Raw genomic sequence first — 25,504 nt, forward strand, 5'->3', positions numbered from 1 at the left:
CCTTCGGTGCGGAGGGAACGTGATGCGTGGTCGAATTCGGATGGAGCCTCGGTTACTGGCCCGGGTACATTCCTCGCTTGGCCCGGGACTCCAGGAGCCGGGACTGGATATCTCGGAGGGGTGTTCCGTCCTCCGCCCGTGAGAAGCGTGTCCACTTGCCGTCCGAGCTGAGATGCCAGTTGGCAGTCCTCTCGGAGATGTACATGGCCATCACTCCCATAAGGTACCGGATATGCACCGGATCCTTGATGCGCACGAGCGCCTCGACCCGGCGATCCAAGTTTCGGTGCATCATATCCGCCGAACCTATGTACGCCACAGGCTTGCCGCCGTTCTCGAAGGTGAAAACCCTCGAATGCTCGAGGAAACGGCCCAGGATCGAGCGCACCTTGATGTTCTCGGACAGCCCAGGCACACCCGGCCGCAGGGCGCAAATGCCACGCACGACAATGTTGACCTCGACTCCGGCTTGCGAGGCGCGGTACAGCGAGTCGATGATGGCCTCGTCCACCATTGAATTGCACTTGATCTGAATTTGGGCATTCAATCCGGCGCGCTTGTGGGCGATCTCGCGGTTGATGCGGTCGATCAGTCCCGACCGCAGGGAGCGGGGCGCAACCAATAGGGATTTGTAGGCCGTCTTGGGAGCGTAACCGGAGAGCTGATTGAACAAGCGCGAGACGTCTTCTGCGACCTGAGAATCACAGGTCAGCAGTCCCAGATCTTCGTAGAAGCGCGCGGTGGACGGATGGTAATTTCCCGTCCCAATGTGGCAGTAACGGCGCAGGCCGTCAGACTCCTGACGAACCACGAGGGAGAGCTTGCAGTGCGTCTTGAGTCCTACGATTCCGTACACCACGTGAACGCCGGCTTCTTCGAGCTTGCGAGCCCAGGAAATGTTTGCCTGCTCATCGAATCGGGCCTTGATCTCGACCACGGCCAAGACCTGTTTGCCGGCTTCCGCCGCTTCGATGAGTGCATCAACAATGGGGGAGTCGCCCGAGGTCCGGTAGAGCGTCTGCTTGATTGCCATGACTTGCGGGTCGGAGGCCGCTTGTTCCAAGAAAGCCTGAACACTCGTGGCAAAGGAATCATAAGGATGCTGGAGAAGTACGTCGTGCTCGCGTGTCGCCGAGAACACGTCTGCCGCCTTGGCCGTTTCCGCGGCATTGAGGAACCGACTGGTATGAGCGATGTGCTTCGGATAGTGCAGTGCAGGCCGGTTGACCTTGACGATGTTGGACATGCCTCGCAGGTCCAGAGGGGCCGGCAGGCGGTATACCTCGGAATCGTCGACCCTGAGTTCCGAGACCAAAAGATCCAGGATTGCCGGGTTGATGGTGTCTTCGACCTCCAGCCGGACCGGCGGGCCGAAACGGCGGCGCAGAAGCTCTTTCTCCAGCGCCTGGAGGAGATTCTCCGCGTCGTCCTCTTCGACCTCGAGGTCTTCGTTGCGCGTGACGCGGAAGACGTGGTGCCCGACGACTTCCATGCCCGGGAAGAGCTGATCGAGGTGCTCGGCGATGATGGCCTCGAGGGGGATGAACCGCGCGGTTCTGGACGGAGAATTGGCATTCCTCGAGCCATCGACGGAAATCATCCGATCCAATTGGTCCGGAACCTTGATCCTCGCGAACAGTTCTTTCCCTGTCTGAGGGTTCCGAACGATGACCGCCAGGTTCAGCGACAAGCCGGAGATGTACGGGAAAGGGTGTGCCGGGTCCACGGCAAGCGGGGTGAGGATCGGGAAGACTCTCTCCCGGAATTGGGCGGTGAGTCGCTCCTTGGCCTGGCCTTCGAGATCGTCCCAACCGACGATGTGGAGTTTCGCCTTCTCGAGCTCGGGAAGAACCTTCTGGTGAAAGACTTCGGCATGGCGCTGTTGCAGCCGATGAGCGGACTCGCTGATCAGCTCCATCTGCTCGTCCGGGGTAAGCCCTGAGGCCGAGGGGACAGCGATACCGGTGGCAATGCGACGTTTGAGGCCTGCAACACGGACCATGAAGAACTCGTCGAGGTTTGACGCGACGATCGACAGAAAATTGAGCCGTTCCAACAAGTAGAGCGAGGGGTCTTCGGCCAATTCGAGGACACGCGTGTTGAAGTCCAGCCACGACGCTTCCCGGTCAGCGAATCGTTCCGGGCCGAAATCCCCCTGAAGCAACGGCGTCGAAAATTGTTCCGGTGCATCGATGCGATCCCCACGCGTTTCTGCACGTTCGATCTTGGCGATGTTGGTGGACTGGCCCGGCTGAGTCAGATTGTTCTGACCCGAGTCGGTGGACGACTCGGGCTTCGCGAGGGTTTCTTCCTCGTCCGAAACGGCCGAGGAGGGCGCATACATGGTGTCGACGTCCCACGGACGGAAACCAAGCGACTCGTACAGGCCGACTGCCGCCGAATTGTCAGCGTCGACATAAAGAACGATGGCGTCCAGCGGCGTTTCCGAGTGGTCGTCTTGTTCACCGAATTGCGCGAGGTAGTCCATCCCGACCAGGGTCAGGATCCGCCCCAGACCAGTTCCTTGTGCATCCGGGGAGACCCCAACGGCATAGACCTCGCCTTCACGGGTTCCGTCGGCTTGTTCTTCGATCTTGGTCCAGTGGAATCCCAAGAGTGCGGGTTTTCCGCTGGAATCCTGCTCGGACTCGGCGAGGAAGAAACCTTCGGGGCGGAACCATGATTCCTTCTGGCGAGCCTGAAGATCTTCTATCCCGAGTTGTCCTTGCTCCGGGTGGTCTGCGAAAGCGCGTGCGTTGAGGCGCACCCATGCTTCGGCGTCGGAATCCTGGAAGGTTCGGATGTGTACGGGCGGTTCCGGTGCGTGCTTCTCGGCTTCCTCTTTGATGGAACGTCGCGACTGCGGTGTGAGGTTGAGGCGCATTTTCCAGAGTTCACGCACGGGAACGTAATCGAAGCTGTTGGCGAGAGAGACTGCGGCCAACGGTGCTGAGTAGTCACGGGTTTTGTCGGCGACGCCGGACCCGTGTATCCACACCCGATACTTGTTGACGTCTTCCCCGAGTCCTTGGTCTCCGAGGAGGAACTCCGCGATGGCCCGGCCGAGGCCTTCTCCGCGATGGCCCGGGGCGACGGCGCCCTCGACTGTGCCGTTCGACTCGGCCTCGTCGGAGGCTGTCGCAACCGCGACGCCAATAAGGTTCTCGCCTTCGTAAGCGGTTATGACAATGGGGGCCGATGCATCCTGCCGGTTCTGTTCGGCAGCCCGCCGAAGTTGAACGAGGGTCTGTTCGGAGAACGGGTTGGCACCGTCCTGCGAATGGACACGCTGGGCAAGGGCCTCCACGTGCCGGACAAGCTCCGGATACGGACGTGTGCTGTCCACGGAGTATCGAGAAGTCGCATTTCCGGGCGCTGAATTCACCGCGTACCTACCCAATCCGAGTCGCTGCATTATCGGCGGTGTCGTGACGCCGCCGTGTCACCTTCCACTCTACAAGCAGGGCCTTCGGCCCCGCAGACGCGCGATGCCCTGAAGAGTCAACTGTGGATGAACTTTTTGGCTCTGCCGTCCACCACGGCCGAGAGACTCTATTCCTCGGCCGGATGCCGCAATTGCGTGAGGCTGTATCCCACGTTGCGGACCGTGGTGATCAGCTGGTCATGATCGGGTCCAAGTTTTGCGCGCAAGCGGCGAACATGGACATCGACCGTCCTCGTTCCGCCGTAATAGTCATACCCCCAGACTTCAGACAGCAGCTGGGCCCTCGTAAAAACTCGTCCCGAATTCTGGACCATGAACTTCAGTAGCTCGAATTCCTTGTAGGTCAGATTCAAGGTGTGGGATCCGGCCTTGGCCGAATAGGAAGCCTCGTCCACGACGATGTCTCCGCAGCGTATGACGTCTTCATCCGGGATGACTCCGTTCGCTTTGACCCCTGCCAGGCGTATGCGCGCTTCGACTTCTGCGGGTCCCGCAGAAGCCAAGAGGATGTCGTCCACGAGCCATGAGGGGGAGACGGCGGCCATACCGCCTTCACTGAGGACCATGATGATGGGGTTTTCGAGGCCGGTTCCCTTGAGCAACTGCGCAGTATTGCGGGCGGTGAGCAAGGCTTGCCGGCCATCGAGAAAAACCAGGTCGGCCGCTCGGGACTCGATCTCCGAAACCGAAGCCGACGTCGGCCGTACCTCGGTCTCGTGCGCGAGAAGGCCGAGCGAGGGAACGATATCCGAGCAGGGACCAGTCGCATCGCTCAGCATGAGGATCTTGACCATCGGCGTCGTCCTTCCGGATTACTCATGCGCACCGGATAAGGCTCTCCGGGAGCGCTCTGTCAAGGCGCGGTACCGACAATAGTGGTCACCGCGCGGGAGAGGGCTCCGTTGCCTTGTGTCGGTCAGTATAGGCAAGTCTCCGTCAGGAACCGCCATGCTACGTTTCGTTGCCCCGAGCCAACCGGTGGCTAGACTGAGGACGAAAGACCGATGGGCAGCTTTCGCGGACTACACCCGCCGAACCCGTCAAGCCGTTGAAAGACCCTGGAGGAATTTGTGGCGCACAGCGATGTGTCTCCTGGCACCCACGCGTTGCGAACCGTCGGGACGGAGGGCAAGCAACGATACTGGCTCGTGGCCGTTTCGAGCGTCGTCGCCCTCGTCGTTTCCTTGTCGGGCGCGATCCTGCAACCCTGGGTCTCGCTTTCCGCGACCGTTCTGATGGTCGCGATCATTGCCTGGGGTTGGCCTGCTGCCTCGGGTATCGCGGAGTGGAGAGGGCGCAAGAACGTCCTGTCCCACAGCGCCATTTTCGCCGCTTGTGGTTGGGCCAGTTGCGCGCTGGTCTTCTTCGCCCCGCTGGGAAGATTGCTCGCACTGCTTCCCGCAGTGGTGGCAGTAGGCGTCGTCGTGGCCTTCATGGTCGAACTCGCCCGGGGTGAAGGTGCCCCCGCCCGTCTGGAATCAACAATCACCGCGGCGGTTGGGGTACTGACCTCCGTGAGCGCTTCTGGCTGGGTCGGTATGTCACTGCTTCATCGTGAGGCACAGGCGAGCGTCATCGTGTGGGGAGCCGGTTTGGTCCTTGCACTGTGCATCGGAGCCGTCGGGGCCCGCATGATCGCGGCAGGTCCGGAAGACGGTCCTCGACGAGGTGCCATGACACTGGGCGTAACCCCGGTCGCGTTCTTGGGGATTCTGGGTTATGCGGGCGCATTCCTCATCGATCGCGTGATAACTTGGATTTCATGATCATTGCACTCGAAATCCTGTTCCTGACTCTCTTGGGACTGGCATCGCTGTCGATCGCAGGTTGCGCTGTGCTCGTTATTGGCGGTCTTTTCCGGGGCCAGAAGTAAAGCAACATTTATCGTCAGCAGCCCGGGCATGGATGCTCGGGCTTTTGGCGTTTAAGATGGACTCATGCCTATTGAAATCCCCACGGATCTGACCCCCGAACTCGTCCCTTTCGCCTGGCTCCTCGGCCATTGGGAGGGAGTGGGCGTGCTGGGTTACGCCGACGCCGAGGAACGCCAATTCGGCCAGATCGTCGACTTCACCCATAGTGGCCTGCCTTATATCGAGTACAGGGCTGAGTCCTATCTCCTGGATGACGAGGGAAACAGAACTCGCCCCATCACAGTGGAGACCGGGTTCTGGCAGTTAGATCGCAAACTGGGAGAGAAGGACTTGGGTCCCGGCCTGCTTCCTGGTGCGGAGGAACCTGCCCTGTCGACTGCGGCCGACGTCGAGAAGCTTCGCAACGCGGACCAGGGCTTCGACATTCTGGCAACTATCAATCACCCGGGCGGGGTCAGCGAATTGTACGTCGGAGCCATCGAGGGACCCCGCGTCCAGATGGCGACCGATGCTGTGATGCGCGGAGCTAATGCCAAGGAATACACCGCGGCGTCCCGCATGTTCGGCCTCGTCAACGGGGAGTTGATGTGGGCATGGGACATGGCTGCAGCCGGGCAACAAATGGGTTCGCACGCTTCGGCCCGGCTTCGCAAGACGGAGGTCTCATGACCAAATACTCATCACCGGTGCTGAGGGTGCACGGTGCCGTCGAAGCCGAGGGCTGCGACGACGGGGTCGCCGCCCACTACGGAGATCCCACGAGGGAGCAACGTTGGCTCGAACGGTCTTCGGGGGAGCGCCCGGTCATTGTCGATCTGTCCCATCGCGGGGTGGTTTCGGTCGCGGGCGAGGACCGAGCCAGTTGGCTCACGACTCTTTCATCCCAGGTCATCGACGGATTGCCGGCCGGAGCGAGCACCGAGACGACCCTTCTCTCGGCTCAAGGACGCATTGAATACCAGCCCCATGTGGTGGTCGGCCCGGAAAAGGTCTGGCTGATCGTCGAGGCGGGACAGCAAGAAGGCCTTGTAGGCTTCCTGGATTCGATGCGGTTCATGCTTCGTGTAGAGGTCTCCGACGAGACGGACGTCTTCGCGGTGATCGGCTCGACGTCGGACATTCGAGGCAGGTCGGGAATCGCCCCAGACGCTCCGGTCTGGGAGGACCCGTGGCCCAGGGTCGGCCCGGGTGGCACCTCCTATGCGGAGACCGAGATCCATCCCGGTCAGTCATGGAGCTATTGGGAGACCTTGATACCCCGCGGCGACTTGGCCTCTCTCGATGTCGAGTGGGTCGGCATCTGGGCCTTGGAAGCATTGCGCATCGAAGCTTGGCGCCCCCGTTTCGCGACCGAGGTGGACGAACGCACGATTCCGCACGAGCTTGATCTCATGCGAACGGCGGTGCACATGTCCAAGGGCTGTTACAAGGGCCAGGAGACGATCGCTCGGGTTCACAATCTGGGCCATCCTCCTCGCCGGCTCGTGTTCTTGGATCTGGACGGTTCCGAACACACGCTTCCCGCCCGAGGCTCGGAGATCTATGTGGAAGGCGGCAAGCGCTCTGTCGGTCGGGTCACGAGCGTGGCACTGCACCATGAGTCGGGTCCGATCGCTCTGGCCGTCGTCAAGCGGAGTGTGGACCCTGATTCCCGGCTTATCGTCCGTGACACGTCCTCCCACGTCGCACCCGGTCAATCGCCTGACCAGGAGGCCAAACCCGTGTCGGTCGAGTACGCGGCTGCGCAAACCGTTGTGGTCAGTCCCAATGCCGGGCAAGCGGTCGGGCGACGCAATCGAAACGATTTTCTGCACTGATCATCCGGCCGTAACCCGCGGGTCTCCGGCAGGAGGACTTTCCTAGGAACAAAAACCAAGCGCCGCACCCTCAAGGGTGCGGCGCTTGGTGTCTTTTTGCCGACGAATCAGCGACCGAAGAGGACCTTCGCCTCGTCCCAACGGTTCTGGGGAACGGATTTAAGACCGCTGAGGGCCTCGGCGAATTCAACGCGGTTAATGTCCGTGCTATGCAGGGCAACCATTTTGCCCCATTCTTTGTCGTGCACCAGGTCAATGACCGCCATACCCATGCGGGTGGCCAAGACGCGGTCGAAACCGGTGGGGGCGCCGCCCCGCTGTATATGCCCCAGCGTTGTGTTGCGAGCTTCGATGCCGGTCATGCGCTCGATCTCGTGCGTGACGTACTCGCCGATCCCGCCCAGTCGGGGACGGCCGTCTTTCTCGAGGCCTTTTTCGTGCACGACTTCGTCGAATCCTTCGGGAATGAAGCCTTCGGCGACGACGACGAGCGGGGAGCGGCCACGCTCATGAACCTCGCGCACCCAGTCCGCTACCTGCGTCATGGGTACCTTCTGTTCCGGGATGAGTACGGCGTGGGCGCCAGCCGACATCCCGGAATGCAACGCGATCCAACCAACGTGTCGGCCCATGACCTCCGCGACCATGCACCTGTGGTGAGACTCCCCGGTTGTGCGAAGACGGTCCATGGCATCCGTTGCGATGGAGACGGCCGTGTCGAACCCGAACGTGTAGTCGGTTGCGCTGAGGTCATTGTCGATGGTTTTGGGCACCCCGACGACGGGAAGCCCGGCATCGGCCAAACGTTTGGCCCCTGCCAGAGTCCCCTCGCCGCCGATCGCTACGATCGCGTCGATCGCATTGCGCTCGAGCATGATGGAAATCTTGTCTGGGCCACCGTTAGGTCCGTCGAAAGGATTGGTGCGTGACGTACCGAGGATAGTTCCGCCGGTGCGGGCCAATCCGCGGACTCGCGTGCGCGGCAGATCCATGATGTCGCCCTCGACCACGCCTCTCCAGCCGTCCCGGAAACCCACGAATTCGTCGTCGTAGGTTTTGACGCCGTTGAGCACCGCACCTCGAATCACGGCATTGAGTCCGGGGCAATCGCCACCGCTTGTCAGAAGTCCGATTTTCATGGGGTCTCCTCGCTACGAGCCAACCAAAGTGTCTACTTTCAGTGTAGCGAACAGTTGGGAATTTGTGGATATCCAACGCACAAGAAATGGCTAGACCGCCCCGATATATGTGGATCATCGGGGCGGTCTGCTCATGGCTATATTGTTTTATGTTGGTTTTCCGAACGAGGGGCTCAAGCCTGTCGGTTCCGCGTTCGCGGCAAGGACACTCAGCGCTGTGCGCCCGCGAGCAGCTTCTGAATGCGGGCCACGCCCTCCTCGAGGTCGGAGTCCGATAGTGCATACGAGAGGCGAAGATATCCCGAGGGGCCGAATGCCTCGCCCGGAACCACGGCCACCTCGGCTTCTTCGAGAATGACCTCGGCGAGATCGGTGGAAGAATTGATCTTCTTGCCCGCAATGGTGCTTCCGATAAGTGCCGTGACGTCAGGGTAGGCGTAGAAGGCCCCCTTGGGGGTGGGGCATGTGATTCCGTCGATCGCGTTGAGGCCCTTGACGATACTCCGGCGCCGTCGGTCGAAAGCCTCCTTCATCTCCTCGACGGCATCCATCGGTTGGGTGATCGCGGCCAATGCGGCCCTCTGGGCAATGTTGTTCACGTTTGACGTCAGATGAGACTGGAGATTCGAAGCCGCCTTGATGACGTCGGCCGGGCCGATCATCCAACCCACACGCCAGCCGGTCATGGCGTACGTCTTGGCTACTCCGTTGAGAACGATGACGTTCTCGCCCAACTCGGGCGCGGCCGTCGCGATCGATGTGAAAGGCGTCTGATCGTAGGTCAGGTGCTCGTAGATTTCGTCTGCGATGACGAAGATCCCCTTTTCGGCGGCCCAACGTCCAATCGCTGCGGTTTCTTCCGGGCTGTATACGGCGCCGGTGGGATTCGACGGAGATACGAAGATGAGGGCTTTGGTGCGCAAAGAATACGCTGCTTCGAGCTGGTCGACCGTTACCTTGTACTCCTGCTCGGAGCCGGCGAAGACCTCGACGGGATTGCCGCCGGCCAGGCGGATCGCCTCGGGGTAGGTGGTCCAGTAAGGGGCTGGCAACAGGACCTCGTCGCCCTCGTCGATTACAGTAGCGAAGGCCTCGTACACGGCTTGCTTCCCGCCGTTGGTCACGATCACCTGGGACGGATCCACCGAGTACTTCGAGTCTCTCAAGGTCTTCTCTGCGATGGCTCTGCGCAATTCCGGAAGGCCCGCAGCCGGCGTGTAACGGAAGTTTGCGGGGTCGTTCAAGGCATCGCGGGCCGCATCCACAATGGGGCTTGGGGTCGCAAAATCCGGTTCTCCCGCCCCGAATCCGATCACGGGCCGTCCCTCGGCCTTGAGCGCCTTGGCCTTCGAGTCCACGGCCAGGGTTGCGGATGGGGCAATCGCTGCAATGCGCGCGGAGATGCGTTCGTGGGACGGCATGGTGCTCACTTTCGTCGAAGACGGTTCCGGATAGCCGCACCGGCTTGCGCGGCGCGTCGGTGCTACGGACAATCCTATGCGTCGTGCCGTCCAGGAAACACGCCCGGAGTGGTTCTTGTGGAAAGTTTCCTGCTGGAGAGCCACGAAGACTTCGAGGCCCACGAGCAGGGAGTCGGGCGAATGAGAACTCATGAATTGCGGTGCTTGGCCAAAGCCGCTAAAGTTGACGTTCGGTGCTCGCCACCGAGGATTGCGTATGCCCGTACGGCACATGTGCACCTGAAGGCGAACGGCGGTTTTTCCGCCGAAGGGCAGTGGCGCAATTGGTAGCGCAGCGGTCTCCAAAACCGCAGGTTGCAGGTTCGAGTCCTGTCTGCCCTGCATTATCATCCCCTCACGAAGACCCAATTCGTGGCATATAGTCGTAAGCGTTGCATAACGTCCAAGCCATAACGAACGAAAGGGGCGGTACCGAATGGCTAGAGCTGCCGCTGCGGGAGCCGCCGAGGAAGATGCCAGCACCGAAAAGCGCGGCTTCTTCGGACGTATTTTCCTCTTCTTCAAACAAGTCATTGCTGAGCTGAAAAAGGTCGTCAGCCCCACCAAGCGCGAACTCCTGAACTACGTCATCATCGTCCTGGTGTTCGTCGCTTTCATGCTGTTGTTGATCTTCGGCCTCGACTACCTGTTCGGCCAAGGAGCCTTCTGGCTTTTCGGCGATGGTAGCTTCGGCCAGAAGCCTACGGGCGCCCAAGGCTAGACTGAGATTTCAGACGAACCCGCCGCGTGACCGAGCGCTCGGTCGCTCCGGTGAGAACACCCCCAAGAAAGCAGGAAACGCAGTGTCCGAGCAGGAACTCGAGAACTCCGCCGCGGAGAACCAGGTCAAGGAGACCTCTCCCGAGCAGGTAGAGCAGGCCGACGCCGCGGAGCAGTCCAGCCAATCCGGCTTCGAGCAGACCGAGTCCACCCTGGTCTCTGCTGCCCAAGAGGATTCGGAGAATTCCGAAGATGCGTCCGCCGATTTCGACGACACCGTCGAACAGGTCTCCGAAGCATCTGAGGGGGATGCCGACGTCGACCCGATGCAGGAATTCCGGTCCAAGCTCCGCCGCCAAGAGGGCGACTGGTACGTGATTCACACCTACGCCGGGTACGAGAACCGGGTCAAGACCAACCTGCAAACCCGTGCCCAGTCCATGAACATGGAAGACGATCTCTTTGAGATCCAGGTACCCATGGAAGAAGTCGTCGAGATCAAGAACGGCCAGCGCAAGACCGTGCGGCGTGTTCGCATCCCCGGCTATGTCCTGGTGCGCATGAATCTCACGGACGAGTCCTGGGGCGTCGTCCGCCACACGCCGGGCGTGACCGGATTCGTGGGTCAGGACGCCTACAACCCGGTTCCTCTCCGCCTGGACGAGGTCGTCGACATGCTGGCTCCCGTTTTCGAGGCCGAGCAGGCCGAGGCGGCTAAGGAGGCCGGGGAGCCGATCCCCGCCGAGGTTGCCCCCCAGCTCAACGTGGGCTTTGAGGTTGGGGAATCCGTCATCGTCAAGGAGGGGCCGTTCGAAACCCTCCCGGCCACGATCTCCGAAATCAAGCCCGAAGCTCAACAGCTCGTGGTTCTTGTGTCGCTGTTCGAGCGCGAGACCCCCGTGACCCTGAGCTTCAACCAGGTCACCAAGATCTGATTCCATTCGACCCGTAGCGCAATGCGCGGTGCTGCCCGTCAACGGCAGACCGCGCATTTGCGTTTGCCGGAGTGAGTTTGGTCCCGTCAAGTGGAGAAACCTTGGCATTCGGGGCTAGACTCGTGACCGCGTGTGCTCGTTCGCTTTGGCGTGCGCACGTGTGGTCGCCGCGCCACGGTGACCCACCGCCGTCGTACGCTCCTGTGCGTCGGTAAGCCCCATTGAAAGAAAAGGACCTCAATTGGCTCCCAAGAAAAAGGTCTCAGGCCTTATCAAGCTGCAGATTCAGGCAGGCGCCGCCAACCCGGCACCTCCGGTCGGCCCCGCGCTCGGTCAGCACGGCGTCAACATCATGGAATTCTGCAAGGCGTACAACGCCGCGACCGAATCCATGCGCGGCAACGTGATCCCCGTGGAAATCACTGTTTACGAGGATCGCTCGTTCACCTTCGTCACCAAGACTCCTCCGGCCGCCGAACTCATCAAGAAGGCCGCAGGCGTTGCCAAGGGATCCGGTGTCCCGCACACCAACAAGGTCGGCAAAATCAGCATGGACCAAGTCCGCGAGATCGCCGAGACCAAGATGCCCGACCTCAACGCCAACGACATGGACGCAGCGTCCAAGATCGTCGCCGGCACCGCCCGTTCGATGGGCATCACCGTCGAATAATCCTCCGGGACAAATCGACAGTTCTTCAATAATTCATTCAACCCGCGCCGGACGCGGGAGGCCCGTCCTAGAACGGGTCGGTGGCAGGGCCCAGCGCGGTCCGATAGACCACGACTGCACAAGGAGAAATAAGCAGATGGCAAAGCGCAGCAAAGCGTACCAGGCAGCCGCAGCGAAGATCGATCAGGATAAGCTGTACGGCATCACCGAGGCGATCGCCCTCGCACAGGAGATCAACTCCTCCAAGGCCGATGCAACCGTTGAGGTTGCAATGCGCCTTTCGGTCGATCCCCGTAAGGCAGACCAGATGGTTCGCGGCACCGTGAACCTTCCCAACGGCACCGGCAAGACCGCCCGTGTGGTCGTCTTCGCCCAGGGGGACAAGGCCGCAGCGGCCGAAGAAGCCGGCGCGGACTACGTCGGCTCCGACGAGCTCATCGCGAAGGTTGCCGACGGCTGGGTCGACTTCGACGCCGCCGTGGCAACCCCGGACATGATGGGCAAGGTCGGTCGTCTCGGCAAGGTTCTGGGCCCTCGTAACCTGATGCCTAACCCGAAGACCGGCACCGTCACGATGGACGTCGTCAAGGCCGTGGGGGACATCAAGGGCGGCAAGATCGACTTCCGTGTCGACCGCAACGCCAACCTTCACTTCATCATCGGCAAGTCCTCCTTCGACGCTGCGAAGCTCGAAGAGAACTTCCGTGCGGCGCTCGAAGAGATCGTTCGTTTGAAGCCCTCGTCCTCCAAGGGTCGTTACATTTCCAAGATGACCGTGGCCACGACTTTCGGCCCCGGCGTCCCCGTCGACCCGTCCGCGGCGGAGAAGTAAATTCTCTTGTCTGTGATCTCGCGCGGTCTGACCGGCCGTTGAAGATTTCAGTGAGCATATGGCCCCGTGCCGTCCTGAGTGACGGCACGGGGCCATATGCGTTCACTGCCCGCCCTCTGAAGGCTAAACTGGCATGATCGTTTTTGGATCGAGGGAGGACGACGGCCATGAGTCTGGTCTTTGAGGGCGTGACGAAGTCTTTCGGCCGGACCCAGGTTCTCAGATCCCTCGACCTCACTCTAGAGTCGGGCACGCTCATGACGGTCTTGGGTCCTTCGGGCGGAGGGAAGACCACGATGTTACGGGTCGCGGCGGGCCTGGAAACCCCTACTTCTGGAGCGGTCAGACTCAACGGTTCCTCCGTCCGTCTGGGAGACGCCTCGGTCGCTTTTCAGGACACACCCCTGTACCCGCACCTGACCGTCATGGAAAACGTCCTGTTCCCCCTTCGTCTGAAATCAGCGTGTGGCTCGAGGGTTCACAAGGATCCACGGGGACAGCGCGAAGCGGCTCAGACAGTCCTGGACATGATGCACATCCCGGACCTGGGTCCGAGGCGCATCCATGAATTGTCCGGAGGACAGAAACAACGCGTTGGAATCGCCCGTGCGCTCGTACGTGATGTGGGGCTGTACCTCTTCGACGAGCCACTGGCCCATCTCGACCAATCACTCGCCCGGGAAATCAGGGAAGACCTCCGAGAAATTCAGCACGAGACCGGCCTGACGATGCTCTACGTAACGCATCAGGTTCAAGAGGCATTCGCCCTGGGGGATACAGTAGCGATCTTGAACGAGGGCCGTCTGGAACAGGTCGGTACTCCCCACGAGATCTGGCGCCGCCCCGCGACTCATTTCGTCGCCGGTTTCCTGGGGAGCTATCCGATGAACTTCGTCGCCGGTGAAGACGAGGTCATTCGGGGGTTCCGGCCGGAGAACTGCGTCGTGGTAAAGGACGCCGATCACCTCGGACAGGCTGATCCACCGTCGGACCGAGGCCTGAGCTTCCACGGCACGGTCGCGACGTCGTCGTTCCTGGGGGAAGCCACACTGGTCGACTTCGACCCGGTTGAATCCGATCTCGGTCCCCTGCGGGCTTTGGTGCCTTCCGAAGTGGAAGGCCGGGTCGGCGCACCGCCCCAGGCCGGGGAGGTCGCATGGTTGCGCGTTCATCCGGAGCACGTGCACGAATTCGAGAAGGGGACGGGGCGACGCATCGGCTAGCAGCCGCGGGTGCCGAATGAGGTGAGGTGTATCGCAATCCACGGCACAAGGTGGCTCGCTCGGCGGGCATGTGGTTTACTGGAGGTACCAAAGACCGCCGGTCGTAGGTTTTGCACGCCCCCTGGGTGTGTTTATCCGCCATAAGAGTTCTCGCAAGGAACCGCCAGCGCAGGTGAACGTGACACAACTGGACTCCGTGCATTCAGATGCATGTGAGATTTCGCTGTGCCCCGCCATCTGTGCGGGGCATTTTTTGTGAGCTCATGGGCGCCCGGCAATCAGACCGGAAGGAGTACCATGGCGACACCGGAAAAGGCGGCCGCTGTATCGGAGTTGAGGGAGCTTTTCTCCAACTCGGACGCTGCTGTTTTGACTGAGTATCGTGGTCTCACCGTGGCCAAGCTCAAAGAGCTTCGTCGTTCACTCGGTGAGAACGCTGAATATGCCGTGGTGAAGAACACGCTGACCGCTATCGCGGCCAAGGAAGCCGGCGTCGAAGGCTTGAACTTCGATGACCTGAATGGCCCCACCGCTATCGCTTTCATCACCGGGGAACCGGTTGAGGCGACCAAGAGCCTGCGTGACTTTGCCAAGGACAATCCCCAGCTGGTCATCAAGAGTGGTTACTTTGAGGGTAAGACTCTCGATGAAGCTGACATCAAGAAGCTTGCGGATCTTGAATCTCGCGAGGTGCTGCTGGCCAAGGTCGCAGGTGCCGCAAAGGGCACCCTGTCCAAGGCTGCTGCGCTGTTCCAGGCACCGCTCTCCAAGACCGTTCGTACCGCAGAGGCTCTGCGCGCGAAGGTCGAGGAGCAGGGTGGAGAATCCGCTGCCTAAGACGTCCCCGGACGTCATCAACGGGAATCCGTTGGCCCTGCACCTCAGCCTGGGGAGCAGGAGAATCCAAGATCCGTTGCAGGAAACCTCTGCAACAAGACATAAGAAGGAGCCAAACACATGGCTAAGTTGACCACCGAAGAACTCATTGAGGCTTTCAAGGAACTCTCCCTGATCGAGCTGTCCGACTTCGTCAAGGCCTTCGAGGAGACCTTCGACGTCACCGCTGCTGCTCCCGCCGCCGTTGCTGCTGCTCCGGCTGCCGGTGGCGACGCTGGTGCCGATGCTGCTGAAGAGCAGACCGAGTTCGACGTCGTTCTCGAGTCGGCCGGCGACAAGAAGATCGCAGTCATCAAGGAAGTTCGTGCCCTGACCTCCCTCGGCCTCAAGGAAGCCAAGGACCTGGTCGACGGCGCTCCCAAGCCGGTTCTCGAAGGCGCTTCCAAGGAAGACGCCGACAAGGCCAAGGAGCAGCTCGAGGGCGCTGGCGCTACCGTCACCCTCAAGTAATTCCTTCCGGAATTCTTTAGTAGAAGGCTCTCCCACCCGTGCGGTGGGGGAGCCTTTTTGCTTTTAAAAGCGGGTCTGACTCTCCGGTGCCATGCTTCACACGAGAATCGTCCTCGTCGTCGAAGCTGTCCTGGCGAAAGAAGTTTCTCGCGGATGTGTTTCTACGGACGGGTCTACTAGGCTCTCTTGCCACCTCACATGGGGCTGAGCAGCAATAGAACGCCTTGTCCTCCTGCGGTTAATAGATCCGTAGGATTGCGGGCGAAAGGGGTCGGGGCGTGGTTGTGCTGGTTGTTATCGGCTAGGGCCCGTTCGTAGCCTGCCTGGAATGCGTTCGCGCCTCTCGGCGTCGCGCACGTTGGAGGTTCCCGGTGGTGAGCACCTCGTGCTGGACCCGCTGACGTGGATGGCCCTGTCACGCATGAGGTGGATCCGATCGCAGGCGGCTGCGGCCAGATTGAGGTCGTGAAGGACCACGAGAACGTTCACGCCGATATCGCGAGGCCTGCCACCCCCCCCCCGGCGGGGCTCAGGTCAGTGGCGATGAGGCTGCGCCGTTGACTCCGGCGCCGGGACCCGGCTGTGCGTCGTTGACACGGATAATGATGACCGGTGCCCTGATTCACATGCCGATGGAGCCCGGAGGGAGCCTTCACCGAGGGATCGCCGCGAGCTGGGCGGCAAGCCCGGCGATCGTGGTGTCGACGACGTACCGATAGTAGCTCTCCCGCACTCGTGCGGCGGCTGCGCCGCCCTGCGCCGAAGGCCCGAGAAAGTCCCGCTCGAAGGTTCGGACCTCGTCGGGAGCGGTGGGGAGGGCGGCCAACTCGGCCATGATCGCGGCGTGGTCGCGGGCACCGTCGCCCTCGTGCTGGAGGCGGTCGTCGCCGAGGGAGATCGTGAGCATGGCGTTGTTGAGCAGCGCCGAGTACGCGAACGTCGCACGCTCGGTGAATCCGCCTTCGCTGAGCTTGTTCATGCCAGTGGCAATGATCGGCATCGCCTGGGGGATGGCGGGGCCGTGCATGAGCATCCACTTCGCCACGCCTGGGTAGGCCATGATGAGTGGCCCTGCCTCATAGAGGAGCGTGCGGAACCACGGTTGCCAGCCCTGGCTCTGGGGAGGTACTTCGAGCCGGCCGATCACCCGTTCCACGACGCTGCGGCAGAGTCGGTCCTTGCCACCGACGTGGTGGTAGATCACCGACGGTGCTACGTCGAGTCGTCGTGCGAGGTCACGCATGGACCAGGCAAACAGATGTGATCCCAACGTCAGGTCAACGGCGGCGTCGACGACCGCCCCAGGTGTCAGGCCAGCATGGAATGCCTCGCTCGACTTCACCATCGCGTCGGCCTCCTCGCTCCGGGTGTTTGACCATTAGAACAGTGTTCATGTTAACATAAGGACGATTCTCATGTGTAGGAACGGGGGATGCGTGTGATGACACGTCTCGTATGCACAAAAGCACCTGCGGCTGGTGTGCAGCAAGAAGCTGAGGGCTCGATCGGGCTGGGGTTCTTCGCCCCCGTGCGGGGGAGTATGGCCTCGATCATCGGATTGAGCCTGCTCGGTGCGGTGAGCAGTGTCGTGCCGTTCATCGCGATCGTGGAGCTGGCTCGCGAGCTGCTGCCCTCCCTGTCCGGCGGCGAGATCGACATCGGCCGGGTGTGGCTGATCGTTCTCGTGGCGGTTCTCGCGCTGTTCGTGAGTTTCGGGTCGGCGTTCGCGTCCGGACTGGTGAGCCACTTCGCCGACGCCGAGCTGCAGCTGTCGCTGCGGAAGCGAATCATCCGGCACTTGCAACGCCTTCCGCTGGGCTGGTTCGATGCGCGCTCCTCGGGCACGGTGCGCAAGCTCGTCGAGCACGACGTCACCGCCTTGCACCAGCTGGTCGCGCACGCGATCCAAGACGTGATCACAGCGATTGCCGTGCCGGTAATCAGTCTGGCCTACCTGTTCGCCGGGGGGTGGCAATTGGGGCTGGCCGCGCTCGCGCCGCTGTTGATCACGATGGCCCTGTATTGGGCGATGATGCGCGGCAGCTCGGAGAAGTACGTCCAGTACGATGAGGCGACCGAACGCCTGTCAGGGGCGACCGTCGAGTTCGTGCACGGCATCGCGGTGGTCAAGCGCTTCGGCCAGGCCGGATGCAGTCATCGCCGCTACCGGGACGAGGCAAAGCAGTACGTCGGATTCGTCGACCAGTGGACCCGGGAGACCATGTGGATGTTCACGATCATCGAGATCGTCACCTCTCCGGTGGTCGTCCTGGTCTGGCTGCTGGCCGTCGGGACCTGGCTGGTCAACATCGGTAATGCCGCGGCGATCGACGTGCTGCCGGCGGTGCTGCTGGGGCTGGGGCTGACCGGGCCGCTGATGAAGCTGGGCTCCTCGGGTCAGTTCCTGCGCAACGCGATGAAGGCGCAGGAATCTCTCGCCGCTTTCCTCGCGCTCGAGCCGGTCAAGGAACCAACCTCGCCGCGCAGCCCCGCAGGCCACATGCTCGATATCGATGAGGTCTCGTTCGCCTACGACGGTGAGCACCGGGTGCTGCACGAAATCGCCGCCTCGTGTGTTCCGGGGACGGTCACCGCACTGGTGGGCGCGTCGGGCTCGGGCAAGTCCACGCTGGCGAAGCTGGTGCCCCGCTTCTACGACACCACCGAGGGCACGGTGGCGGTCGGCGGTCAGGACGTACGCGACCTCGCTTCCAGGGAGCTCTACGACACGGTCGGGTTCGTCTTCCAAGACGTGCAGTTGTTGCGCGCAAGCCTGCGCGAGAACATTCGTCTAGCCCGGCCCGACGCCCCTGATCAGCAGGTGGAAGCCGCCGCCAAAGCGGCACAGATCCACGACCGTATCCTGCGGTTCGAGCGTGGCTATGACGCCGTCGTGGGGGAGGACGCCATCCTTTCAGGCGGGGAGGCGCAGCGGGTGACGATCGCCCGCGCCCTGCTCGCCGACGCCCCAGTGCTGGTGCTCGACGAAGCAACGGCATTCGCCGACCCGGAGTCCGAAGCCGCGATCCAGCAGGCGCTGAGCACACTCGCCGAGGGGCGCACGGTGCTGGTCATCGCCCACCGCCTGCACACGATCACCGGTGCGGACCAGATCCTCGTCCTCGAAGAGGGGCGTCTGGTCGAGTCCGGCACCCATGCCGACCTTGTCGCCGCAGGAGGGCGATACGCCAGGATGTGGGCCGATTACCAGGCCAACCACGCCCGCTCGCTGCCGGAAGGGAACAACCGATGATCCGCCGCCTGCTGCACTACTCGTCCCCGACCGCGCGCCGACTGCTTATCGCGGTGCTTGCCGGATCGGTTGTCGTCGCGATCCTGCAGGGAATCGCGTTCCTCATGGTCGTCCCGGTCCTGAGGGGCCTGTTCAGCGCCGACACGGCCGCAGTCCAGGACTGGCTGATCACGCTGTGCATCGTCGGCGCGGTCTATGTCCTCGTGTACTGGGCGGTGAGCCGGCTCGGGATCCGCGCGAGCACTGCCGTCCTCGAGTCGCTGCTTACCAGCCTCGGTGACCGGCTGGTCGACCTGCCGGTGACGTGGTTCGGAAGAGACCGCTCGGGGATGATAGCCGGGATCGCCACGCAAGGTGCGATGTTCGTCTCCACCACCCCGTATTCGTTCCTGCGCCAGATCATCGCCGGTTTCCTCACCCCCGCGACCGTCCTGGTCGGGATGTACTACTTGGACTGGCGACTCGCGCTGGCGATGACAGTCATGGTCCCGGTGATGGCGCTCGGGTACCGGTTGCTGCAAAAGTGCATCGCCCGCGGCGACGCCGTCCACTCGCGTGCCGTGTCCGAAGCGTCGAACCGGGTGATCGAGTTCGCACGTATCCAGCCCGCCCTGCGCACCGCCGGCGAAGGCTCCATCGCCGACCGGCTCGTCGCCGATGCCCTGGCGAACCAGCATCGCAGCTACCGGGGCATGCTCGTCACGGGCGGAGCCGGGCTCGCAACGTTCAATGCGATCGTCCAGGCCTCCCTGACCGTGGTCCTCGTCCTCGGGGCGTACCTGGCGATCGGGGGCAGCATCGACCCTGCCATCCTGATCGGACTGCTTGTGCTCGGGGTACGGTTCAACGAACCGATCACGACCGCCGGCGACCTGGGCGGCAACCTTGCCGTCGCCCGGGCCACGCTCGACCGCCTCGACCACCTCGCCGATATCGAGGGCCTCCCCGAACCATCGAGCCCCCGAATTCCTGAGGACTGGACCATCGACTTCGACGACGTCACCTTCGGCTATGACGGCTCGGGTTCACAGCCCCCGGTGCTGCGGAAGATGTCGTTCACCGCCCCGGCAGGGCAGATGACCGCGATCGTCGGCCCCTCCGGATCGGGCAAGACGACGATCACCAAGCTCATCGCCCGCTACTACGACCCCGAATCCGGGTCCGTGTCGATCGGCGGCGTTCCGTTGCCCGAACTAGGCACAGCCGTCGTGGCGAACGCGGTCGCTCCGGTGTTCCAGGACGTCTACCTCTTCGACGATACGATCCTGAACAACGTCTGGATCGGCAACCCCGGCCTCGACCGCGACCAGGTCATCGCTGCCGCCACCCGCGCCAGGGTCGACGAGATCGCGGCTCGGCTGCCGGGCGGTTGGGATTCCCGCGTCGGCGAGGGCGGGTCGAACCTGTCCGGGGGAGAGCGGCAACGGGTCTCGATCGCCCGCGCCCTGCTCAAGGACGCTCCCATCGTCCTGCTCGATGAGGCCACCTCGGCGCTGGATATCGGCAATGAGATCGCGATCAGCCAGGCGATCGACCGGATCCGTACCGACCGGACCCTCGTCGTCGTCGCCCACCGGCTCCAGACCATCATGACCGCCGACCGGATCGTCATGCTCGACGGCGAAGGCGGTATCGAGGAGGCCGGCACCCACGACCAGCTCCTCGCCGCGTCCGGCTCCTACGCCCGCTACTGGCACGACCGCCTCGACGCCACCGGTTGGCAACTGGCCGGCCCCCACACCGGCGATGTAAGACAGGAAGAAAGGAACACGCAATGACTGAACCAACCCTTGGCCCGTCGGAGAACGCGGATGTCGTTGCCGTACGGCCACGGTCCTCGGTGCGTTACTCCGCCCAGGATCTGGTGAACGTGGCGATCTTCGCGGTGGTCTACTTCGTCATCGTCTTCGGCATCGCCATGCTCGGCATCATCAGCCCGGTGGTGATGCTGGTTACCTTACCGTTGTCGGCGATCGCAGCGGGCATCCCCTACATGCTGTTCCTCACCCGGGTGCGCCACGCCGGAATGGTGACTCTGTTCGGCACTGTTGTCGCACTTCTGCTGCTCATGATGGGACACCCATGGCAGGGCACGATCCTCACCATCGTGCTCTCGATTCTCGCCGACCTCGTGCTCGCGGTCGGCCAATACCGCTCGAAGTGGGCGGCGGTCTGGGCCTACGTGGTGTTCTCCGGGTGGTTCGCCGGTCCGTGGATTCCGTTCTTCATCGACCCGGTCGGCTATTTCGCGCGGCCCAGCATGGCGAGCATGGGTGAGGACTATCTCGGCAAGTTCCAGGAGGTGGTCACTGTTCCCGCGATCGGCATCATGGTCGCTGTGACCCTGGTCTGCGGCTTCCTCGGGGCACTGCTGGGCACCCGGCTGCTGTGCAAGCATTTCCACAAGGCAGGTCTGGCATGAGTGCTGAAATTACGACGGCACCGTCCCGGCCCCGGTTCACGCTGCGGTTGAGCGCACGAGATCTGATGGGCACGGCGATCTTCGCCGTCATGTTCATCGTCGTGGTCTACGCGACCGGGATGCTCGGAATTATCTCGCCGCTGGTGTGGCTGCTCAACGTCCCCGTCCAAGCACTCGTCGGCGGGATCGTTATGATGCTCTTCCTTGCCCGGGTGAGGCACGCGGGCATGCTGCTGCTGTTCACCGTGGTCGTGGCACTGTTCTACCTGATCTGTGGCAACAGCCTCATCAGCACGACCGGGATGATCGGAGCCGGGCTCGTCGCCGAACTTATCTTGTGGGCGGGCGGGTACCGGTCGAAATGGGCGGCGATCTGGGCCTACACCGTGTTCGGGCTGAGTTTTGTCACCCCATTCCTGCCGCTGTTCATCGATCGAGACGCCTATTTCGCCAGCGCGGCCTGGCAGGAGATGGGGCAGGGATACGTCGCGGCATCCGATACGCTTCTGGCGGCACCCGTCGTCGCGTCGGTGGCCGGCGTGGTCCTCCTCGCCTCGTTCCTCGGCGGGCTGCTGGGTTCGGTGATCCTGCGCAAGCACTTCGTGCGAGCCGGACTTGTCTGAACCAAGAACCGCGACGGCGGTGCGGCAGGGGCTCGATCCGCGGACGAAGATCGTTCTGGTCATCGCGTGCAGCATTGCGGTGATGAGCCCGGCCGGACTGCGATTCGTACCGGCCGTCCTGTTACTTGCGATTGGCCTCTCTGCCTGGGAGCTCGCCTGGGGTCGAGCGATCGGGGTGGTCCTGACCGCTGCCGCGATGGTCGCCCTGGGTTGGCTGCTGCCGGTGTGGTGGCCGAACCCGTTGACGGTGATCGTGTCACTGGCCTGCTCCTACCTGCTGCGCTTCGTCGCGGCCATCAGCGTCGGCATGCATGTGATCTCCACCACTTCCCCAACCCAACTCTCCGCGGGCCTGCGGGCCTGGCGGATCCCGCGCGCCATTGCGGTGACCCTGTCGGTCATGCTCCGGTTCTTCCCCGTCGTCGGGGCGGAAGCCGCCGCCGTCCTCGATGCGATGAAGCTGCGTGGACTCGTGGGAGTCCACGGCATCGTGCGCCACCCCATCCTCACGGTAGAGCGCTTCACCGTGCCGATGATCGCAGCCAGCCTCAGATCCAGCGAAGACCTCGCAGCGTCGGCGATCCTGCGCGGTCTCGGCTCCCGACGCACCCCGACCGCGATGCATCCGCCACGATTCAGGCCAACAGACCTAGCTCTCCTCCTGGCCGTCGCGGTACTGACTGCTGCTACCCTGACCCAACCCTCACTGCTGACATGACTCTTGATACCTCCACCCACCGGGCCGCCGGAGACATCGGCATCGACGGCCTCACCTGGACCTACCCGTACGCCGACGCACCGAGCCTGCGCGACCTCACGTTGCACATCAGCCAGGGAGAGTTCGTCATCCTGTGCGGCGCGAGCGGCTCCGGCAAGTCCACCGTGCTGCGACTCATGAACGGCCTCATCCCGCACTTTCACGACGACGGAACACTCACCGGCTCTGTCCAGGTGAACGGGATCATCACCGCCGAGGCCGAGCTCGACGCGATCGGTCTGGCCACCGGCACCGTCCTGCAGCATCCCAGACGCCAGTTCTTCGCCGACACCGCACCGGAAGAGATCGCCTTCGCGATGGAGAACTTCGGCACCCCGCCCGCCGAGATCCGGACCCGCGTCGAGGCGGTCCTCGAATCGCTGGCCGAAGGCGTGCCGGCCCGGCAGCGGCTGCAGCACCTCTCCGGTGGTCAGCAGCAACAAGTCGCCATTGCAGCTGCTACTGCCCACCAGCCGCGCATCCTGCTGCTCGACGAACCCAGCTCGAACCTCTCTGCTGACGCCGTCACGCGCCTGACGCGTAGGCTCGGTCAACTCAAAGCCCAGGGTGTGACGATCGTGGTTGCCGAGCACCGTCTTCGCTACCTCCAGGATCTCGCCGACCGCGTCATCGTCATGCGCAACGGGCAGATCGACCTCGAATGGTCGGCTGATGCCTTCCGGACCGTCGCTGACCAGAAGCTCGCACGAGAAGGACTACGCGGCGAACCCCAACCGATTGACCTTCCCACGCTCCCCGCAACGGGCCAGAGCATCCCGGCCCCAGCCGACGCACCGGTGAGCATCGACCGGGGACTCGCCCTCGAGCGGGTCGAGTGCCGTCTGGGCGGGCGCACCGTGCTGGACATCGAGAAAGCTGTTTTCCCCGCCGGTACCGTCACCGCGGTCCGCGGCGTCAACGGGGCCGGCAAATCGACACTGGCCAGAATCATCACCGGCCTCCAACGCAGCCGCGGACGTATACGACTGAACGGCACGACCCAGTCCAGGCGTGCGCGCCAAAGAGCCAGCGCGATCGTGATGCAGGATGTGCAGCGGCAGATGTTCACCGACAGCGTCTCAGCAGAGATCGGCCTCGCCGCGACCGACGCCCAGACGCCACCTCACACCGCAGCCATCCTCGATGATCTCGACCTCGCCAAGTACGCCGACCGGCACCCGCTCTCCCTTTCCGGCGGTCAGCAGCAACGTCTCGTCGTCGCCGCCGTCCGGGTCGCCGGCCGCGCGGTCGTGGTCTTCGACGAGCCCAGCTCAGGCGTCGACCGCCGCCACCTGGCCTCCATCTCTCAACAGATCCGAGATGTAGCCGCCTCTGGTGCTGTTGTGCTCCTGATCAGCCACGACGACGACCTGCTCGCCCTCGCCGCCGACCAGCAGCTCATCCTCACACCGCCCGACTCCCCCGTGCGGCAGACCGCGGGCAGTATCCCTGCATGAAAGGACAACTGATGACGGCCTCCAACTCCACTGCATCGTCACCTTGGACCGCAGAACCTGGCTCCCCACAGGCGAAATCGGCCCCGCAGATTCCCCTGGTCCTCGGAGCGGTGTTTATGGTCTACCTGGCGCAGATGACCCTCAACCCGATCATCGCCCCACTCTCGCGTGAGGTCGGCTTGGCCGAGTGGCAGGTCGGAGCCACCATCAGCACCGCCGCGCTCATGTTGGTGACCACCAGCCAGCTCTGGGGCCGTCGCTCCCAATCCTGGGGCCGCAAGCCAGTCCTCGTCGCCGCCCTCGGACTCGGCACGGTCACGACGGCGGCCTTCGCTCTGGTCTCCTGGCTAGGCATGGTCGGCGCGATCACCGGGATCGTGCTGTTCGCGTTGTTCGTCGCGCTGCGCGGCGTCGGGTTCGGGGCGGCCATCGCCGCGATCCCGCCCACCGCGCAGGCATACATCGCCGACGTCACCGACGATGAGTCGACCCGGGTCAAAGGCATGGCCGGCGTGGGTGCGGCCCAGGGTGTGGCGATGATCGGTGGCTCCGTCGTCGGCGGTCTGCTCGCCTTCTTCGGGCTGCTCACGCCGCTGGTCGTCGTCCCGGTCATGCTCGCGGTCGGCCTCGTTCTCGTCGCGACCCGACTGCGCCGTGAACCGCGGACTACCCTCATCGAGAAGCCGCGCAGTGTGAAGGCCACGGATTCGCGTGTGTGGCCGTTCCTGCTGGCCGGGTTCGGCATCTTCAGCGCGCTCGGCTTCATCCAGGTCATCACCGGCTTTATCGTCCAGGACCGGCTCGGGCTCGACGGCAGCACAGCCGGCGTCCTCACCGGGGCCGCGATGCTCGCCGCCGGCCTCGGCACCGTCATCGCTCAGGCGGTGATCGTCCCGCGCAGCGGATGGAGCCCGGCGAGCCTGCTGCGGGTCGGCGGCGGCATCGCCGTTCTGGGTTTCCTCCTACTCATCCCCGGCATCGGACCGCTCGCTTTGTTCGCATCCCTCGGGATCATCGGGCTCGGAATCGGCCTGGCCATGCCCGGCTACACCGCCGGCCCGACCTTGCTCGTCGACCGCGAAGAGCAAGGCGGCCTCGCCGGCCTCAGCGCCGCCAACATGGGGCTGACCTTCGTCCTCGCACCCACCGCAGGCACTGCTCTCTACGGTCTCTGGGCGCCGCTGCCGGTCATCGTCGGCACCGCGATCATGGTCAGTGTCACCGTCTTCGTCCTCGTCCACCCCCGTTTCCGCCGTCTGCCCGCAGCCCCGGTCGAGACCTCGCCAGCGGCACTGACGGACCCATCAGCACGTACCAGATCCGACTGACGACCAGGGAGGGGGAGGAATAGCACCGTTTCACGGCCGAAGTTGACAGCTCGGTCAATGCCCGCCTTCAACAGGCCGCGGGCCTCGTGAAAGGCACAGCCCTTACTGCGGTCGTCTCGCGTGCCTAAGGATGCGGGCTAGCCGAATCTCGAGGATTAGGCAGCCGGCACAGGAAGCGATGATCCCGAGGGCTTCCTCGGCA

At 63.1% G+C, this 25,504-nt stretch carries 23 protein-coding genes, 1 tRNA gene and 1 pseudogene; 19 read left to right on the forward strand and 6 right to left on the reverse strand.

All coding sequences use genetic code 11. The features are described from left to right. Nucleotides 1-52: 52 nt before the first annotated feature. The 3 genes and pseudogenes from EWV35_RS13370 to EWV35_RS01550 all read right to left on the reverse strand — a co-directional run bounded on the left by EWV35_RS13370 (nt 53) and on the right by EWV35_RS01550 (nt 4,239). Nucleotides 53-2,344, reverse strand: coding sequence for an RNA degradosome polyphosphate kinase (locus EWV35_RS13370; protein ID WP_394342428.1), 2,292 nt, complete (start codon nt 2,342-2,344; stop codon nt 53-55). Between the two features lie 6 nt (nt 2,345-2,350). After that, nucleotides 2,351-3,415: pseudogene (mshD, locus tag EWV35_RS13375) on the reverse strand (mycothiol synthase); the annotation flags it as partial. 137 nt (nt 3,416-3,552) lie between these two features. After that, nucleotides 3,553-4,239, reverse strand: coding sequence for a response regulator transcription factor (locus EWV35_RS01550; protein WP_129657539.1), 687 nt, complete (start codon nt 4,237-4,239; stop codon nt 3,553-3,555). Nucleotides 4,240-4,515: 276 nt separating this feature from the next. Between EWV35_RS01550 and EWV35_RS01555 the strand changes: the two genes are divergently transcribed. The 3 genes from EWV35_RS01555 to ygfZ all read left to right on the forward strand — a co-directional run bounded on the left by EWV35_RS01555 (nt 4,516) and on the right by ygfZ (nt 7,136). Next, the gene (locus EWV35_RS01555; RefSeq protein WP_238654017.1) at nt 4,516-5,211 is read left to right on the forward strand and encodes a hypothetical protein; all 696 of its coding nucleotides are present in this window, start codon (nt 4,516-4,518) and stop codon (nt 5,209-5,211) included. 171 nt (nt 5,212-5,382) lie between these two features. After that, the gene (locus EWV35_RS01560; RefSeq protein ID WP_129657541.1) at nt 5,383-5,988 is read left to right on the forward strand and encodes a nitrobindin family protein; all 606 of its coding nucleotides are present in this window, start codon (nt 5,383-5,385) and stop codon (nt 5,986-5,988) included. Continuing rightward, nucleotides 5,985-7,136, forward strand: coding sequence for a CAF17-like 4Fe-4S cluster assembly/insertion protein YgfZ (gene ygfZ, locus EWV35_RS01565; protein ID WP_129657543.1), 1,152 nt, complete (start codon nt 5,985-5,987; stop codon nt 7,134-7,136). The genes EWV35_RS01560 and ygfZ overlap by 4 nt, the downstream gene beginning before the upstream one ends. 107 nt (nt 7,137-7,243) lie before the next feature. Here the strand turns inward: ygfZ and EWV35_RS01570 are convergent, their stop codons facing one another. Together EWV35_RS01570 and EWV35_RS01575 are read right to left on the reverse strand one after the other, a co-directional pair. Next, complete coding sequence (locus EWV35_RS01570) at nt 7,244-8,275, reverse strand: 6-phosphofructokinase (RefSeq protein WP_129657545.1); 1,032 nt, start codon at nt 8,273-8,275, stop codon at nt 7,244-7,246. A 209-nt stretch (nt 8,276-8,484) separates the two neighbouring features. Further along, on the reverse strand, nt 8,485-9,696 hold the full coding sequence (locus EWV35_RS01575; RefSeq protein WP_129658236.1) for a pyridoxal phosphate-dependent aminotransferase: 1,212 nt from the start codon (nt 9,694-9,696) through the stop codon (nt 8,485-8,487). Nucleotides 9,697-10,004: 308 nt separating this feature from the next. On the opposite strand from EWV35_RS01575, the gene EWV35_RS01580 reads away from it, so the two are divergent. The 9 genes from EWV35_RS01580 (at nt 10,005) to EWV35_RS13115 (ending at nt 15,931) form a co-directional block, all read left to right on the forward strand. Beyond that, nucleotides 10,005-10,077, forward strand: a tRNA-Trp gene (locus EWV35_RS01580). A gap of 94 nt (nt 10,078-10,171) precedes the next feature. Beyond that, nucleotides 10,172-10,456 (forward strand): preprotein translocase subunit SecE, encoded by a 285-nt coding sequence (gene secE / locus EWV35_RS01585; RefSeq protein WP_129359245.1) that lies wholly within the window; start codon nt 10,172-10,174, stop codon nt 10,454-10,456. Between the two features lie 82 nt (nt 10,457-10,538). Continuing rightward, on the forward strand, nt 10,539-11,390 hold the full coding sequence (gene nusG, locus EWV35_RS01590; protein WP_129657547.1) for a transcription termination/antitermination protein NusG: 852 nt from the start codon (nt 10,539-10,541) through the stop codon (nt 11,388-11,390). Nucleotides 11,391-11,631: 241 nt separating this feature from the next. Beyond that, nucleotides 11,632-12,060 (forward strand): 50S ribosomal protein L11, encoded by a 429-nt coding sequence (gene rplK / locus EWV35_RS01595; protein ID WP_129359250.1) that lies wholly within the window; start codon nt 11,632-11,634, stop codon nt 12,058-12,060. Nucleotides 12,061-12,196: 136 nt separating this feature from the next. Continuing rightward, nucleotides 12,197-12,892, forward strand: coding sequence for a 50S ribosomal protein L1 (gene rplA, locus EWV35_RS01600; protein ID WP_129657549.1), 696 nt, complete (start codon nt 12,197-12,199; stop codon nt 12,890-12,892). Between the two features lie 167 nt (nt 12,893-13,059). Further along, nucleotides 13,060-14,115, forward strand: coding sequence for an ABC transporter ATP-binding protein (locus EWV35_RS01605; RefSeq protein ID WP_129657551.1), 1,056 nt, complete (start codon nt 13,060-13,062; stop codon nt 14,113-14,115). A gap of 297 nt (nt 14,116-14,412) precedes the next feature. Then, nucleotides 14,413-14,952: a 50S ribosomal protein L10 gene (gene rplJ, locus EWV35_RS01610; RefSeq protein ID WP_129657553.1), complete on the forward strand. Its 540-nt coding sequence runs from the start codon at nt 14,413-14,415 to the stop codon at nt 14,950-14,952. Nucleotides 14,953-15,072: 120 nt separating this feature from the next. Beyond that, the gene (gene rplL, locus EWV35_RS01615; protein WP_129359258.1) at nt 15,073-15,462 is read left to right on the forward strand and encodes a 50S ribosomal protein L7/L12; all 390 of its coding nucleotides are present in this window, start codon (nt 15,073-15,075) and stop codon (nt 15,460-15,462) included. Between the two features lie 328 nt (nt 15,463-15,790). Further along, nucleotides 15,791-15,931 (forward strand): hypothetical protein, encoded by a 141-nt coding sequence (locus EWV35_RS13115; RefSeq protein ID WP_165168282.1) that lies wholly within the window; start codon nt 15,791-15,793, stop codon nt 15,929-15,931. 183 nt (nt 15,932-16,114) lie between these two features. Here the strand turns inward: EWV35_RS13115 and EWV35_RS01620 are convergent, their stop codons facing one another. Further along, nucleotides 16,115-16,807 (reverse strand): TetR/AcrR family transcriptional regulator, encoded by a 693-nt coding sequence (locus tag EWV35_RS01620; RefSeq protein ID WP_129657555.1) that lies wholly within the window; start codon nt 16,805-16,807, stop codon nt 16,115-16,117. Nucleotides 16,808-17,002: 195 nt separating this feature from the next. Between EWV35_RS01620 and EWV35_RS01625 the strand changes: the two genes are divergently transcribed. From EWV35_RS01625 to EWV35_RS01655, 7 genes are read left to right on the forward strand one after another with little or no spacing between them, the layout of a single operon-like run. Continuing rightward, on the forward strand, nt 17,003-18,715 hold the full coding sequence (locus EWV35_RS01625) for an ABC transporter ATP-binding protein (protein ID WP_238654019.1): 1,713 nt from the start codon (nt 17,003-17,005) through the stop codon (nt 18,713-18,715). Beyond that, complete coding sequence (locus EWV35_RS01630; RefSeq protein ID WP_129657560.1) at nt 18,712-20,493, forward strand: ABC transporter ATP-binding protein; 1,782 nt, start codon at nt 18,712-18,714, stop codon at nt 20,491-20,493. The genes EWV35_RS01625 and EWV35_RS01630 overlap by 4 nt, the downstream gene beginning before the upstream one ends. Next, nucleotides 20,490-21,137: an MptD family putative ECF transporter S component gene (locus tag EWV35_RS01635; protein WP_129657562.1), complete on the forward strand. Its 648-nt coding sequence runs from the start codon at nt 20,490-20,492 to the stop codon at nt 21,135-21,137. Before EWV35_RS01630 ends, EWV35_RS01635 begins: the two co-directional genes overlap by 4 nt. Beyond that, nucleotides 21,134-21,760 (forward strand): MptD family putative ECF transporter S component, encoded by a 627-nt coding sequence (locus EWV35_RS01640; protein WP_129657564.1) that lies wholly within the window; start codon nt 21,134-21,136, stop codon nt 21,758-21,760. Before EWV35_RS01635 ends, EWV35_RS01640 begins: the two co-directional genes overlap by 4 nt. Continuing rightward, complete coding sequence (locus EWV35_RS01645) at nt 21,753-22,478, forward strand: energy-coupling factor transporter transmembrane component T (RefSeq protein ID WP_129657566.1); 726 nt, start codon at nt 21,753-21,755, stop codon at nt 22,476-22,478. Before EWV35_RS01640 ends, EWV35_RS01645 begins: the two co-directional genes overlap by 8 nt. After that, the gene (locus tag EWV35_RS01650) at nt 22,475-23,974 is read left to right on the forward strand and encodes an ATP-binding cassette domain-containing protein (protein WP_129657568.1); all 1,500 of its coding nucleotides are present in this window, start codon (nt 22,475-22,477) and stop codon (nt 23,972-23,974) included. The genes EWV35_RS01645 and EWV35_RS01650 overlap by 4 nt, the downstream gene beginning before the upstream one ends. Continuing rightward, on the forward strand, nt 23,971-25,302 hold the full coding sequence (locus EWV35_RS01655) for an MFS transporter (protein ID WP_238654021.1): 1,332 nt from the start codon (nt 23,971-23,973) through the stop codon (nt 25,300-25,302). Before EWV35_RS01650 ends, EWV35_RS01655 begins: the two co-directional genes overlap by 4 nt. Nucleotides 25,303-25,504: the final 202 nt, after the last annotated feature.

It is taken from the genome of Rothia uropygialis, assembly GCF_004137765.1.
Classification (GTDB): domain Bacteria; phylum Actinomycetota; class Actinomycetes; order Actinomycetales; family Micrococcaceae; genus Rothia.

What these genes read in the sequence shown, in the direction of transcription:
- ygfZ (WP_129657543.1), top strand. Translation starts at nt 5,985, where the DNA reads ATGACCAAATACTCATCACCGGTGCTGAGGGTGCACGGTGCCGTCGAA.
- EWV35_RS01620 (WP_129657555.1), bottom strand. Translation starts at nt 16,807, where the DNA reads ATGGTGAAGTCGAGCGAGGCATTCCATGCTGGCCTGACACCTGGGGCG.
- rplL (WP_129359258.1), top strand. Translation starts at nt 15,073, where the DNA reads ATGGCTAAGTTGACCACCGAAGAACTCATTGAGGCTTTCAAGGAACTC.
- EWV35_RS01550 (WP_129657539.1), bottom strand. Translation starts at nt 4,239, where the DNA reads ATGGTCAAGATCCTCATGCTGAGCGATGCGACTGGTCCCTGCTCGGAT.
- EWV35_RS01560 (WP_129657541.1), top strand. Translation starts at nt 5,383, where the DNA reads ATGCCTATTGAAATCCCCACGGATCTGACCCCCGAACTCGTCCCTTTC.
- EWV35_RS13115 (WP_165168282.1), top strand. Translation starts at nt 15,791, where the DNA reads ATGCGTTCGCGCCTCTCGGCGTCGCGCACGTTGGAGGTTCCCGGTGGT.
- EWV35_RS01575 (WP_129658236.1), bottom strand. Translation starts at nt 9,696, where the DNA reads ATGCCGTCCCACGAACGCATCTCCGCGCGCATTGCAGCGATTGCCCCA.
- EWV35_RS01605 (WP_129657551.1), top strand. Translation starts at nt 13,060, where the DNA reads ATGAGTCTGGTCTTTGAGGGCGTGACGAAGTCTTTCGGCCGGACCCAG.
- secE (WP_129359245.1), top strand. Translation starts at nt 10,172, where the DNA reads ATGGCTAGAGCTGCCGCTGCGGGAGCCGCCGAGGAAGATGCCAGCACC.
- rplJ (WP_129657553.1), top strand. Translation starts at nt 14,413, where the DNA reads ATGGCGACACCGGAAAAGGCGGCCGCTGTATCGGAGTTGAGGGAGCTT.
- EWV35_RS01570 (WP_129657545.1), bottom strand. Translation starts at nt 8,275, where the DNA reads ATGAAAATCGGACTTCTGACAAGCGGTGGCGATTGCCCCGGACTCAAT.
- EWV35_RS01640 (WP_129657564.1), top strand. Translation starts at nt 21,134, where the DNA reads ATGAGTGCTGAAATTACGACGGCACCGTCCCGGCCCCGGTTCACGCTG.
- EWV35_RS01625 (WP_238654019.1), top strand. Translation starts at nt 17,003, where the DNA reads ATGGCCTCGATCATCGGATTGAGCCTGCTCGGTGCGGTGAGCAGTGTC.
- EWV35_RS01630 (WP_129657560.1), top strand. Translation starts at nt 18,712, where the DNA reads ATGATCCGCCGCCTGCTGCACTACTCGTCCCCGACCGCGCGCCGACTG.
- EWV35_RS01635 (WP_129657562.1), top strand. Translation starts at nt 20,490, where the DNA reads ATGACTGAACCAACCCTTGGCCCGTCGGAGAACGCGGATGTCGTTGCC.
- rplA (WP_129657549.1), top strand. Translation starts at nt 12,197, where the DNA reads ATGGCAAAGCGCAGCAAAGCGTACCAGGCAGCCGCAGCGAAGATCGAT.
- EWV35_RS01650 (WP_129657568.1), top strand. Translation starts at nt 22,475, where the DNA reads ATGACTCTTGATACCTCCACCCACCGGGCCGCCGGAGACATCGGCATC.
- EWV35_RS13370 (WP_394342428.1), bottom strand. Translation starts at nt 2,344, where the DNA reads ATGTATGCGCCCTCCTCGGCCGTTTCGGACGAGGAAGAAACCCTCGCG.
- EWV35_RS01655 (WP_238654021.1), top strand. Translation starts at nt 23,971, where the DNA reads ATGAAAGGACAACTGATGACGGCCTCCAACTCCACTGCATCGTCACCT.